The 13,450-nt window shown below is 60.7% G+C and carries 13 protein-coding genes; 1 reads left to right on the top strand and 12 read right to left on the bottom strand.

All coding sequences use genetic code 11. From position 1 onward, the window contains the following. Positions 1-14 precede the first annotated feature (14 nt). From PH558_RS22600 to PH558_RS22545, 12 genes are all read right to left on the bottom strand, one after another. Entirely contained in the window at positions 15-1,379 is a 1,365-nt protein-coding gene (locus PH558_RS22600) for an amidase (RefSeq protein WP_285206664.1), read from the bottom strand. A gap of 17 nt (positions 1,380-1,396) precedes the next feature. Then, on the bottom strand, positions 1,397-2,614 hold the full coding sequence (locus PH558_RS22595) for an ABC transporter substrate-binding protein (RefSeq protein WP_113409461.1): 1,218 nt from the start codon (positions 2,612-2,614) through the stop codon (positions 1,397-1,399). Between the two features lie 16 nt (positions 2,615-2,630). Continuing rightward, positions 2,631-3,680, bottom strand: coding sequence for a CobW family GTP-binding protein (locus PH558_RS22590; RefSeq protein ID WP_113409460.1), 1,050 nt, complete (start codon positions 3,678-3,680; stop codon positions 2,631-2,633). Next, entirely contained in the window at positions 3,670-4,002 is a 333-nt protein-coding gene (locus PH558_RS22585; RefSeq protein ID WP_285206663.1) for a hypothetical protein, read from the bottom strand. Before PH558_RS22585 ends, PH558_RS22590 begins: the two co-directional genes overlap by 11 nt. 45 nt (positions 4,003-4,047) lie before the next feature. Beyond that, a complete protein-coding gene (locus PH558_RS22580; RefSeq protein WP_285206661.1) occupies positions 4,048-4,929 on the bottom strand; it encodes a polysaccharide deacetylase family protein in 882 nt (293 codons plus the stop codon). A gap of 33 nt (positions 4,930-4,962) precedes the next feature. After that, positions 4,963-6,066, bottom strand: a complete 1,104-nt coding sequence (locus PH558_RS22575) for an ABC transporter ATP-binding protein (RefSeq protein ID WP_285206660.1) — start codon at positions 6,064-6,066, stop codon at positions 4,963-4,965. A gap of 78 nt (positions 6,067-6,144) precedes the next feature. Beyond that, complete coding sequence (locus PH558_RS22570; RefSeq protein WP_113409456.1) at positions 6,145-7,377, bottom strand: ABC transporter substrate-binding protein; 1,233 nt, start codon at positions 7,375-7,377, stop codon at positions 6,145-6,147. Positions 7,378-7,475: 98 nt separating this feature from the next. After that, positions 7,476-8,243 carry an SDR family NAD(P)-dependent oxidoreductase gene (locus tag PH558_RS22565; protein WP_095437270.1) on the bottom strand — a complete coding sequence of 256 codons (768 nt, stop codon included), beginning with the start codon at positions 8,241-8,243 and terminating at the stop codon, positions 7,476-7,478. A 13-nt stretch (positions 8,244-8,256) separates the two neighbouring features. Beyond that, a complete protein-coding gene (locus PH558_RS22560) occupies positions 8,257-8,997 on the bottom strand; it encodes an SDR family NAD(P)-dependent oxidoreductase (protein WP_285206914.1) in 741 nt (246 codons plus the stop codon). Beyond that, a complete protein-coding gene (locus PH558_RS22555) occupies positions 8,997-9,842 on the bottom strand; it encodes an ABC transporter permease (protein ID WP_285206644.1) in 846 nt (281 codons plus the stop codon). Before PH558_RS22555 ends, PH558_RS22560 begins: the two co-directional genes overlap by 1 nt. Before the next feature lie 2 nt (positions 9,843-9,844). Next, positions 9,845-10,744: an ABC transporter permease gene (locus PH558_RS22550; protein ID WP_285206639.1), complete on the bottom strand. Its 900-nt coding sequence runs from the start codon at positions 10,742-10,744 to the stop codon at positions 9,845-9,847. A 48-nt stretch (positions 10,745-10,792) separates the two neighbouring features. Next, positions 10,793-11,866 (bottom strand): ABC transporter ATP-binding protein, encoded by a 1,074-nt coding sequence (locus PH558_RS22545; RefSeq protein ID WP_285206635.1) that lies wholly within the window; start codon positions 11,864-11,866, stop codon positions 10,793-10,795. Positions 11,867-12,419: 553 nt separating this feature from the next. Between PH558_RS22545 and PH558_RS22540 the strand changes: the two genes are divergently transcribed. Further along, a complete protein-coding gene (locus tag PH558_RS22540) occupies positions 12,420-13,430 on the top strand; it encodes a GntR family transcriptional regulator (protein WP_095437685.1) in 1,011 nt (336 codons plus the stop codon). The last annotated feature ends 20 nt before the right edge of the window (positions 13,431-13,450 follow it).

Below are 13,450 nucleotides of genomic sequence, written 5' to 3'. Positions count from 1 at the left end.
TCCACCGCGCAACGTTAGCCACTGACGATCTCTTCAAGCGCCAGCGCCGCACCCAGCAGCCGCTCGTCCTGGTTCTTCGGCGCCGACAGCAGGAAGCCGACCGGCATGCCTGCTTCACCGGCGCCGCAAGGCAGGGAGACGCCGCACCAATCGAGGAAATTGCCGATTGCCGTATTGCGCAGCGTTCTGCCATTGATCTTTACGAACAGCTCGTCATCCGCTTCCAGGGGGCCAAGCGCCGGCGCAACATGGGCAACCGTCGGATAGGCGATGAACTCGTTCGGCCCAAGCGTGCCGGCAACTTCCTTGATCAGTTGCTCACGCACTTTGAGCGTTTCCAGGTAACCGACCAGCGTCGTCTTCTCTCCGAGGCGCGTCCGCGCCACCACACGCCGGTCCATGGAATCGGCTTCCGGTCCTGCCAGACGCCGGTGATGCAGCACGAAGGCCTCGGCAGTAACCAACGGCCCATATTCCGCCATCAGCTCAAAGAGCCTTTCGAAAGCCGGAAAGGCAGCTCGCCGGATTCTAACGCCAGCGGCACTCAATCTTGCCAGCGTCGCCTCGAAAGCTGCAAGAACACCATCCTGCGCATCATCCATGACGATATTTGTCGGCACCACGATGGAAAGCCCGGCGGCTTCGGCGCGCCCCACCTCGGGGATAAAGCGCCCACGCAATGCCGCATCGACCCAGATCGCATCCTGGACGCTGCGGCACAGCGGACCGAGCGAGTCGAGGCTTGTCGACAGCGGAAAGACACCGCCCATGCTGTAGCGGCCATGGCTCGCCTTATAGCCGACAAGGCCGTTGAAAGCAGACGGTATGCGCACCGAGCCGCCCGTATCCGTGCCAATCGATACCGGCACGAGACCCGCCGCAACCGCAGCGGCAGAACCCGAAGACGAACCGCCTGGGATACGCGCGACATCCGTTGCCAGCGGGTTTAGCGGCGTGCCGTAATGCGGATTGAGGCCTAGGCCGGAAAAGGCGAACTCGCTCATATTGACTCGGCCGACGGCGATCATGCCGGCAGCCTTCAACGCCTTGACGACATCGGCATCGTCCTGCGCGGGCTCAGCGTCGGCAAGCACAATCGACCCGGCTGTGGTCGGCAGGCCAGCGATTGCAAACAAATCCTTCCAGGCGACGGGAATGCCATCCAGCAGCCCGCGCGAACGCCCCTCACGCAGCCGCTTGGACGAAGCCGCCGCCTCTTCCTTCGCGCGCGTTTCCAACAACCGCGTGAAGATCGCCTGATCCTTATAGGCCCGGATCGCGTCGAGGGTCTCCTCGGCCAGCGCGACCGGATCGAGACTGCCGGACTGGATCAGCACCGAGAGCTGCGCGATCGATTTGCCGAGATGTGTCTGCGTCATAGTCCCCGCTCTCCTTCTCAGCCGACCAGCTGCATCCAGCGGCGCACGAGATAATTGTGCTCATCCATTGTCGTATTCCAGACGGCAATGCAATTGGCACGCTGCCAATAGGATCCACCGCTGCGTACGGAATCTTTTTTGATCCGGGTCTGACCGTCGGGACCGGGCAGGTCTTCCGTCGCTGCGGCACCTTCATACCAGTAGTCCCATTCAGCCTGCGTCATAAACTGGCGCGAGCGCTGCGGCGTCGAAATGTAATAGCCCTGCCGCGCGACCACGGCACCCGGCCACCCTGAGATCCACCAGTTCAGATAATCGTAGGCGACATCGAGAAGACGACCGCTTAAGTGTTTCGAAAGGCACAAGCCGCCATGCCAGGCGCGATAGCCTTCGGCGGGCACGGCCTGCTCGACCGGCACACCCTTCGAATTCAGGATACCGATACCGGGCGACCACATGCTCTGGACGCAGGTCTCGCCAGCGATCATCAGCCGTGCCGCATCCTCGGCGGTTTTCCAGAAGTCCCGGAAAAAGCCGGCCTTCTTGCGCTCCTCCAAGAGGTCGATCAACTGGTCGATTTCCTGAATGGACATATTGCCGATATCGTCGAAGGACATGAGGCCGGCAGCCTGTGCAGCGAGCGCAGCATCAAATATGCCGATGGCAGGCTCGTCCACCAGCGCCACCCTGCTCGCCCAGCGCTCGTCGAAAAGCGCGCCCCAGGAATGCATGCCGACACCGTTCGGCGCCAGATCGGTCCGATAGGCGAAACTGTCGAAATTATGCGTCGTCGGCAGCATCGAGATGAAGCGTGACGGCGTATCGCCGAGAGCGAGGTTTGGCTGCACGAAAAGCTTTTTCGCCGGCACATCGCCAAGCCCCATTCGCGGGTTGGGGCCGATATGGCCGGTCTTCGTCAGATCGTTGACCTCATCCCACAGCACGATGCGCTGGGTGTCCACGGGCTGGATTGCGCGCCAATGCCAGACGATATCGAGATTGTGGAAGCACTGGTCGTAGATATCGTAGGTTTCCGGCTCGCGGGCCGCCTTGTACTGCGTTGTCAGGAAATCGTTGTTGTCGAAAGTGACGTCGATGCCGAGATCGTCCTGCGCTCGCAGGCGAAGTTCCTCCAGCAGCGAAATCGCGGTGCCGAGCACGCGCAGGCGCGGCCGGCCCTTCAGATGCAAGGCGGGAGCAGACACGCTTTTGGCAACGGATTCATGCTTATTCATGGAGATCCCAATCGTCTCATCGCGCCGCAGCGATCGGGTAGGACACGGCAGGCGCTTGCGCCAGTGTGAAGGCTTCGAACGAGCGTTTCAATAGCGCGCCGTCGAGCCCATCCAGGATGAAGACCAGCCGAGAGTTGCGATCTTCCGAGGGCCATCCGTCCATGTGCACCGGCGTATGAACCAGATGCTGGACACCGTGAATTGCAACCGGGCGCTCCTCGCCGCTGAGATTGAGGATGCCCTTTACCCGCAACACACGCTCCCCATGGCGATTGAGCAGCATGGTCAGCCAGAGCCCGAAAGCGGTCCAATCGACGGACCTGTCAATAATGAGGGAAATCGAAGAAATGGCGGCCTGATGCGGAGTACCGTCCGATGAGACGAGCTGCACCGGCTCCTCGCAGTAAAAACCGCTTTGCGATAGACTGCTTGTTGAGACGTTGCTCTGGGCCGCGACAAGCGAGGAGAGATCGAGATCCGGATCGGCCGCGATCAGGATCGGGGCATCGGGATTGAGCACTCGAAGGCGAGCTTGGAGGTCCTCTTCGCTACGATCCGCCTCAAGATCCGTCTTGGTCACGATCAACCGGTCCGCGACCGCCGCCTGCCTGTTGGATTCGATATAAGTGTCGAGCTGACGCAGCCCATTGACCGCGTCGACCGTCGTAATGACGTTGCCGGCGCAGAAATGATGACGAAGGACCGGATCGGCCTTGATGGTCGAGAGCACGGGGAAAGGATCGGCAAGGCCGGTGCTTTCGATGATAACGCGCCGAAATGGTGGCAGCAGCCCGCGCTCGCGGCGGGAGTAGAGTTCCTTAAGTGCTGTGGCAAGGTCGTCTCGCACCGTGCAGCAGACGCAGCCGGAGCGCAGCAGCACCATCTCGCCCTCGACGCTTTCGACGAGATCATGGTCCAGCCCGATCTCGCCGAATTCGTTGATGAGCACGGCGGTATCGGCGAAGGCCGCATCAGCCAGGATGCGCTTGAGCAGTGTCGTCTTGCCGGAACCGAGAAAGCCCGTCAGCAGATTGACCGGCAGAAAGCCACCCACCTCAATCGACATGCCGCGCCTCCATCCGGGCGATGAAGGTGACGTCGAGCGGATCGCAAGGCCGGCCGACGAGCCTCTCGGCCGCCGGCCAGAGATGACCGAGATCCTCGATGATCTCGCTCCTGCCCGTTCGTGTTGACAGAACGAAGGACGCGCCCTGCCAATCGGACAGGACAAGGCCGAAGCCTGAGAGCATCACGTTGGCGGCGCGCTCGCGCTCGACACGCTCACGCCGCCGGTCGAAGCTGGCATGATTGCGCGTGAACACACCTGGCCGTGCCGCGGCATCCGTCCAGTGCTCATCGCCGCCGAGCACGCCACACAGTGAACACATGGCAATCGCCTCCAACCTGATGCTTCGATACTTCACCCTAGCGGGCTATTTCTTGCGCGGAAAGCGGGCTGCGAAATCGTCGGCAATCTCATTCATCGTAACGAACTTGACGCCCGGATGCTTGACCATATGCGCATAGAGCCGCTCCAGCATCATCAGCACCTGCGGCCGGCCGGCGACATCGGGATGGATGGTGATCGGGAAGACGGCATAATCCATCTCGCGATAGACCCAGTCGAACTGATCGCGCCACATCTGCTCGATGTGATGCGGATTGACGAAACCATGACTGTTCGGTGATTTCTTGATGAACATCATCGGCGGCAGATCGTCGAGATACCAGGATGCCGGGATTTCAATCAGATCGGTCTCCTGCCCGCGCTTCAGCGGCACCATCCAATCCGATGGCTTGCGCGAATAGTCGATCTTCGTCCAGCTATCGCCGACACGCACATAATAGGGCGTGAAGTCATTGTGCATCAGCGAATGATCGTACTTGATGCCGCGCTCCAGGAGCAGCTCGTTCGTCACGTTGGAGAATTCCCACCACGGCGCGACATAGCCGGTCGGGCGCTTGCCGGACAGCTTGGTGACCAGCTCGATGCACTTGTCGAGGATTTCCGTCTCCTGCTCGCGCGTCATGGCGATCGGATTTTCATGGCTGTAGCCATGGATGCCGATTTCATGACCGGAATCGGCCACAGCCTGCATCTGCTCGGGAAAGGTCTCGATGGAGTGGCCGGGAATGAACCAAGTCGTCTTGATGCCGAAGCGGTCGAAGAGCTTCACCAGTCGCGGGCTGCCGACTTCGCCGGCAAAAAGGCCTCTCGAGATATCATCGGGCGAATCCTCACCACCGTAAGAGCCGAGCCAGCCGGCCACGGCGTCGACGTCGACGCCAAAACTGCACAAGATTTCCTTTGCCATGGGATGACCTCCTTCAATTTGAGTTTTCTGTAATCAATGAGCCGGGATGACGGTCGCGTCGGCCGGATCCCAGGTAAGCATGACCTCGGCGCCTAAGGGAAAGGCGCCGGGCCGGTATTTATCGACATGGGCTACCAGCGCCAGGCCTCGGCCGTCGGGCAAGCTGATGCCGATCTCCGAGATATGGCCGACCACGTCGAAACGCTCGACGCGGGCGCCGACCACATTGCCGCTGAAAGCCCGGACGAGATCTTCGCGCGCCGAGCCACCCGCCGCGTGAACCTCGATCGCCTCCGAAGGAATGACGATGTTGACCTTTCTGCTGAGGCAGCCGTTGGCGCAGCCCGACAGCGTGCCGAAGGATGTGGAGACGAATGTGCTGTCGGCCTCGGTGCCGGCAACCTCGCCTTCGAAGATGGTATTGCGGCCGATGAACTGCGCCACGAATGGCGTATTCGGACGCGTATAAAGCTGAGCCGGCGGGCTGATCTGCTCCACCCTGCCCTGGTTCATGACGACAATGCGGTCGGACAGCGCCAGCGCCTCGGACTGGGCATGGGTAACGAAGACGAAAGTCACGCCAAGCTTCTTCTGCAGCAGCTTCAGCTCATTCTGGATCGTCTTGCGCAGATTGGCATCCAAAGCACCCAGCGGCTCATCGAGAAGCAGCACATCCGGCTCGACCACGAGGCCGCGGGCAAGCGCGATGCGCTGACGCTGACCGCCCGAGAGCTTGTCCGGCTTACGCTCGGCAATATCCTCCAGCCCAAGTGTCGCGAGGATACGATCGACCCGGGCATCCCGCTCGGCCTTCGCCATGCCCTTCACCTCGAGACCATATCCGACATTCCGCCGAACGGTCATATGTGGGAACAAAGCATAGTTCTGGAAGATCATCGATGTCGGCCGCTTCTGCGGCCGGACATCGTTCATGCGTTCGCCCTTGATCATCATGTCGCCGGAGGAAATGCTTTCGAAGCCGGCGATCATGCGAAGCGTCGTCGTCTTGCCGCAGCCCGACGGACCGAGGAAGGCGATGAACTCCCCTTTTTTGATCGAAAGATTGAAGTCGATGACGGCAGGCGTGCCATTGTCGTAGACCTTGCCAACATCGATAAGTTCCAAATCATATATCATGAGAGATCTCCGGGCGTGGACGAGGAGGCGGACATCGCCTCCCCGCGCGGCATAGGATGGCCGGCAGCAGCCATCGGATCAGGCATTGAGGAATTCATCCCACTTCTGGACGAGATGGTCGTATTCATCCGGCCACTGATGCCAGTAGGCGACATTCTTGGCGCGCTCCGCCAGCGAGCCGCCATCCCGCAGGTCGCCTTCCTTGATGCCGCGCTCGGAGGCGCCGACCCATGGCTTGCCCTCGTACCAGAAGGCATATTTGTCCGGCGTCATGACCTTCTGGATATTGGTCGACGGTGAGTAGTAACCCTGTTCGGAAACGGTGATGCCGGGTTCACCCGAAAGCCAGTAATCGGCATAGGCGATCACGGCTTCCTTGTTCGGCGTGCCCGCGATCATCGACGGGCCGATTGCCCAGCCGCGATAACCTTCCTTCGGCACGGCATATTTGCATGCCTTGCCCTGGGCCTTGACCGCCATGACGGCCGGCTGCCAGGCGTCGCAGACGACCATCTCGCCCGATGCCATCAGATTGACCAGCTCGCCGAAATCGCCCCACAGCGCGCGGAACTGCCCGTCCTTCTTCTTCGAAACGAGGAACTTCGCCGCTTCGTCGATCTCGGCCGTGCTCGGATTGCCGGGATTCTTCACGTTCAGAAGGCCAAGCGTGTTCATCGCCATGATCGCCTGGCCGAAGGCGATCAGCGGATCGGTGTTGAGGCCGGACTTGCCCTTGAACTTCGGATCGAAGATCGCCGCCCAAGTATTGGCTTCCTCGGCGGAGAGAACGTCGGGATTATAGCCGATGGAATCATAATTATAGACCGCGGGCACCATGTTCAGCGTGGTCTTGGCGTCATCGGCCCAGATCTGGCCGACAATCTGCTGCTTCGGCTCCCACTTGTCGGAAGGCGTGGTGAAGGTATCGCGGATATTGGCCCAGTTCTTCAGGGAGGCGGCCGGAACCGGCTCGACATTGTTGGTCATGACGATCGACGGCAGGCGCTCGCCGATGATTTCCCAGCAATCGTAATCCTTGGAACCGGACAGGATCTTGGTCTGTGCGTCCGGAAAGGTCGCCGCAGTACCCGAGGTCTGGCCAACGCCGCTCACCTTGCGGAATTCATCGAGGATACGCTCCTGAACGGTGACCGAGAGACCAATGGTGCGCAGCTGTTCCTTGGCGAGATTGGCAGCCTGTGCGTAGGCCGCTCGCGACGACAGGAATGGCGTACCGCCACCGATCGCAAGCGCCATGACGCCGGCCGAATGCTTCAATAGAGAGCGTCTGTTCAATTCCATTTTGGACATCTTTGTTCTCCAGTGCTGATTGCTGTTCCCTTGGCCCTTGCTGGACCTGCTTCATCGCCGTATCGCCGTTCATCCGGTCGTTGCCGGAACGATGACGATCAGTACCGCCCCACGAGGAGGCCACCATCAACGACCAGAACCTGGCCGGTCATGTATCTCGCGCCGTTTGACGCGAGGAATGCGATCACGTCGGCGATGTCTTCTGGCTCACCGAGCCGGCCCATCGGGATGAACTCGGCCGCCTTTTCCGCGCCCGCAGGCCCGAGCGAATTCTCTTCCGATAGAAGCTGGGCAGTGCGGATATAGCCCGGTGCAATGCCGTTGACCCTGATGCCGTCTTTCGCCAGCTCGACGGCAAGCCCCCGCACCAGCCCGACGACGCCTGACTTCGCCGCCGAATAATGGACATGCTCGTCCCATCCATAGGCGACACCCATGATTGAGGAGAGCGCGACGATGCTGCCCGATCTGTGGGCACGCATGCCGGGTACGGCGGCGCGCACCAGCTTGAAGATGCCCTTCAGATCGACATCCATGGTCAGGTCCCACTTGTCGTCGGTGAGCTTGTCGAGCGGCGTGCGATGGGCGATGCCGGCATTGGCAACAATGACATCGATCTTGCCGAAGCGCGCCTCGACATTGGCAACGAGCTTGTTTGCGGCATCTGTCGAGCGCACGTCATAAAGATGAAACTCGGCCGAGCCGCCGGCGGTCAGAATGTCGTGAACCGTCTGCTCACCTTCCTTCTCGAGGATATCGGTGACGACGACATGGTTGCCAAGCGCTGCAAACGCCTTTGCTGTCGCCTGGCCGATACCGATGCCCGCACCCGTGACGATGACAATCCGCTTCTCTGCACAGTCCATCTTCTTGTCTCCTTCAGAGCATCACATCGCCGGAATTCGGTCCGAGCGTCTGGCCGACGAAAAGGCTCGCGGCCGGCGAGGCCAGAAACGCGACGGTCGCGGCCACCTCTTCCGGCTCGCCGAAGCGGCCGAGCGGCAATTCGCGCTTCTTGCGTTCGCGCCATTCTTCGGAAAGACCGCGCACCAGCGGCGTGTTGATCGGTCCCGGCGCTACGGCATTGACCCGCACGCCCCGGCTCGAAACCTCGCGAGCGAGTGCCTTCGTCATGCCGATGATCGCGGCCTTGGCGCCAGAATAATGAACAAGCTCGATGCCGCCGATCTGTCCCAGCTGGGAAGCGACGTTGACGATGACACCCGCGCCCCGCGCCAGCATCGACGGTAGGACGGCCTTGGTCACCAGGAAGGTGCCGCGCACATGCACCGCAAACATCCGGTCGAAATCCTCCAGCTCGAGGTTCTCGAAGGCTGCCTGATGCGCGATACCGGCATTGTTGACAAGAAGGGCGACATCGCCATGCGAGGCTTTGGCAGCGGCATGGATCGCCGCCACATCCTCGGGACTAGCAACGTCGCCGGCGATCGCCGTTGCAGCACCGCCCGCCTTGGTGATTTCCGAGGCAACAGCCTCGGCCCGCTCGCCCGAGAGGTCATTGACCAGAACCGCATAGCCGTCGGCGGCAAGGCGCAGCGCAATGGCGCGGCCGATACCCGAGCCGGCGCCGGTGACGATTGCGGAAGCCTTCTCAGCCATCATGCGTCCTCCTGAATGGGGACGCGCTTGGCGCGCCGCACCGACAGACCCATCAGGATTGCGTAGGTGCCGAGAAGCGCGAAGGAAAACAGTGTCGTCAGGACGCCGAAAGCGAAGACGTTTGGATGAACCTCGACCGAGAACGTGCCGTAGATGGCGAGCGGCAGCGTCAGCTCGCGACCGGAGGCAAACAGGGTGCGTGAGAACTCGTCATAGGAGAGCGTGAAGGCGAAGAGCATCGCCGAGAGCACGCCCGGGAAGATCAGCGGGAACGTGACCTTGCGGAAGGTGCGCGCCGGGGTAACACCGAGCGACCAGGAGGCTTCCTCCATGCTCGGATCGAACCTGTTGAAGATGGCAAGCATGACGAGGAAGGCAAAGGGGAAGGTGTAGACGACATGCAGGACGAAGGCCGTGCTCCACCAGTGACGATCGATGCCGAAGGCATTGGCGACGAGCGCCATGCCGAGGCCGACAAGCACGCCCGGCACCATCATGCCGAGAACGATCAGATAGAAGGCGACGCCCGAACCGCGGAACTTGCGGCGAAAGGCTTGGGCGGACATGACGCCGAGCACGGTCGAGACAATCATGGTCATCAGCGCCAGAAAAAGCGAGCGGATCAGCGCCTGGTCGATCGGCAGGGGCGCGATGCGCGACGGCGGCGTCAGGCCGAAGAGATGCCGATACCAATAGGTCGACCATTCGATGATCGGAAATTGCGGACCACCCTCAGGACCGGTCTGGAACGACAGGATCGCCAGGACGACGAGCGGTCCATAGAGGAAGATCAAGAAGAGGGTCGTGTAAACGCCCAGGCTGAGCTTGATGCCGCCAGCATTCATGATCAGAGTTCCTTTCTAAGGTCGACGACCTTGAGCAGGGCTGCGACAACGGCGCCCATGATGATCGTCAACACAACGCCGGCGACGGCGGCAAAGGCCCATTTCAACGAGCCGACCTGGGTGACGATGATATTGCCCAGCAGATTGACCTTGCGGCCGGATAGGGCGGCAGACGTTGCGAATTCACCAAGAACCATGACGGAAACGAAGATCGCGCCGACCACCACGCCCGGCATGGACAGCGGCAGGATGATGGTACGGAAGATGCGCCAGAAGCCGGCACCAAGATCCTGGGCAGCCTCGATGACCGAGGCGTCGATGCGACCCATCATGAAGGCGATCGGCCCGACCATGAAGACGCAGTAGATCTGGGTCATGCCGATGATGACGGATAGTTCTGAAAACAACAGTACTTCGATCGGCTGCTGCACGATGCCAAGCTTCATCAGGATCATGTTGATGGCGCCTTCGGTGCCGAGCATCGGCCGCCAGGCAAGCACGCGGATCAGGAAAGAGGTCCAGAACGGGATGACGCAGAGCACGAGCAACACGGTCTGCAGCGTCTTGTTCTTGATGAGAAGGCCGACGAAGAGCGCTGCCGGATAGCCCACGATAAGCGTCGACAGAAGCACAAGCAGCCAGATGCGGATCGTCGTCCAGAGCGCGCCGAGATAGGTGGGGCTCGTCAGGAAGGTAATCCAGCTCTGCAAAGTCAGCGTCGGCTCGATCTTGAAGGTCGTCTGCGTCCAGAAGGAAACATAGACCATCATCAGCATCGGCAGGACGAGGAAGGCGATCATCCAGATCATGCCCGGCGCCAGAAGCCAGAATGTCTTGCCCGATCTCCGGCGCACGGCTGCGCCTTCCTGCACGGCTTCCTCTGATGTCGCGACCATGGTCATCTCTCGCTCTCCTTGGAGGGTCCGGTGGAAGGGTTCGAAGGGCTCACATCAACCGAAAACAAGGGCATCCTCCTTCTTCCAGACGAGCGCATAGCGGTCCTTCTCAACAAAGACCGGCGGACGGGCGTGGCTCAGATGGGATTCAACCTCGAAGACCTGGCCGCCATCGAGCGCAAAGAAGGAATTGACTGCTGCGCCGGAATATTCGCTGGCGATGAAATCCGCCTCGATGCGCACTTCGTCATCCGATAGCATCGCATCGCGAGAGCGGATCGAAACGCGGTCATAGCGGATCGCATAAGCCGGCTGCGGCGCCTTTCGGCGCGAACCATTCAGAGGGAAACGACCGGCCGGCCCGACGAAAGCATCCGCGACGACATCGCCGGCAAAGAGGTTATAGCAATTGAGAAAGCGGGCGACCGAGGCCGTGGCCGGGCTATTGTAGAGGACATCCGAAGCGGCGGCCTGCGCGATGCGGCCGCGATCGAGCACGAGCACAAGATCCCCCATCGCCAAGGCTTCGCTCTCGCTGCCAGTAACATGCAGGAAGGTTACGCCGCAGCGTTCGCGGATGATCTTGAGTTCGCTGCGCATACGGCCACGCAGATTGGCGTCGAGCGCACCGAGCGGCTCGTCCAGCAGCACCATCTTCGGTTCGGTGATCAGCGTACGTGCCAAGGCGACGCGCTGGCGCTGACCACCTGAAATCTGCGTCACGGCGCGGTCGTCAAATCCCTTGAGACCGGCCAGCGACAGCATGTCGTGGACCCGCTTTACCAGGACGCGCGGATCGGTCACGGGATCGACTTTGCGATTGCGCAGGCCGAAGGCAACGTTCTCGGCAACGGAAAGATGCGGAAACAGAGCGAAATTCTGAAAAACGAAACCGATGCCGCGATCATGCGGCTCGACGCCATCAAGGCGCCTGCCATGGAAGAGGATCGAGCCGGCATCCGGCTCCTCGAAACCGGCAATGACGCGCAGCAGCGTCGTCTTGCCCGCACCGCTGGGGCCAAGTAGCGAGATATAGGCATTGTCGGGCAAAGAGAAATCTATCCTGTCCAATGCGGCTGACACGCCATAGGACTTGGTGACTTGGCTAAGCTGAAGAACGGTCGACACCGAATTCCCACCAGTTTCAAGGCAAGGACCATCTTCGGGCAAAGCTCCGCTTTCGCCTGGATCGCATTGATCCTGACGGTCAGACGTTAGCCTGCACTCGCGCATAATCACATGCGCGTCAAAGAGATGTTCCTTGGCGTTTCAAAGAGTTCCACCTGCGACGCTTCTGACGAGCGTCTTGATGTTCCGAGCATTACATAAATGATTTTTGTATTCAATAGACTTTTCTAGAAAATGTCGAACCGCGAAGTAACGATCGATTGAGGAACAACTGGCGAAAGGCGGCGATATCGACGGGCACCCCCTGCCCTACCCATAGAATTGGCGGCAAAATGGTTGCTGCAGCTGCCGCAACGTGGCGTGCCGCACCGGTATCATTCAGCAAATAGCGCCAATCGCTGCGCTACGCGTCAACAATCAGCGAAAAGAGATTCACTGTATCTGGGAACAGAAAACATATTTTGTATTCAATAGTCATTTATTTTTGCGCTATGTTAGAATGATAAAACGCGTAAGAGTGAGGCATCAGAACGACATGAGTCCATTGCATCAGATGACCGAAAACCATGCGCGCCCTAATGCGCAAAAGCGTTACGAGATCGCCGAGGATGTTCTGCGTGGCAATATCGAGGACAACACGCTGCCGCGCGGCGTGGTCCTGCTCGAAGGGCCGATCGCCGATATCCTGCAGATTTCGCGCGCGCCCGTGCAGAGGGCGCTGCAGACGCTGGAGAGCGAAGGGCTGGTGCATCGCTTCAACGGACGCGGCTATCTCGTCGGTCCCGCCGGCCAGGGCATCGAGCCGAAGCGCACCGATATCAAGACCCTCGGCCTGACCATTCCGCGCCACGCCGACGAGGCCTTGCAGAGCCGCGCGTCGTGGGAGCGCATCTACAATACCGTCGAGGCCGATGTCGCCGGCTGCGTCGTCTTCGGCCAGTATCGCATCATCGAGATCGAGCTCGCCGACCATTTCAACGTCAGCCGCACCGTAGTCCGTGACGTGCTGACGCGCCTGCGCGAACGCGGCCTCGTGCGCAAGAACCAATCGTCCCACTGGATCGCCGGCCCGCTGACGGCGCAGATGATCAAGGATCATTACGGCCTGCGCGGCATGCTGGAGCCGCAGGCGCTGGTCGCCGGGGCCAACCGCGTCGATCGGGAGCGCCTGGGTGATCTGTTCCAGCGCCTCTCCGATCTCGAGCGCCACGAACCGGCCGATCACCTTGGGGCGCTGGAGGCTATACATGCCGACTTCATCGACATCTGCATCCTTGCGACGCCGAACGAGCGGCTGAAGGAATCCATCCGCAACAACCTGCTGCCTGTCACGGCGACTGAGCGATTGCTGCGGCGCCTCGGCTTGCCCGGCGATCCTGCCATCATCACGGAACTGCGCCTTATCGCAGAACTGCTGCTGCGCGGCGCCGTCAAGGCGGCGGCGGCGATGATGGAGAACCATCTCGAAGCCTCGGTCGACCGCACGATCGCGCAAATGAAAATCGTCGCGATCATCCCAGGCCCCGGCGTGACGGCCGCTTATCTCACTCGCGTTCTCGAATGAGACGCGGGCGATCCCTGACC

It is taken from the genome of Rhizobium pantanalense (genome assembly GCF_030182525.1).
Classification (GTDB): domain Bacteria; phylum Pseudomonadota; class Alphaproteobacteria; order Rhizobiales; family Rhizobiaceae; genus Rhizobium.
The sequence above is the reverse complement of the archived record's forward strand: the minus strand, read 5'-3'. Positions and strand labels throughout refer to the sequence as shown.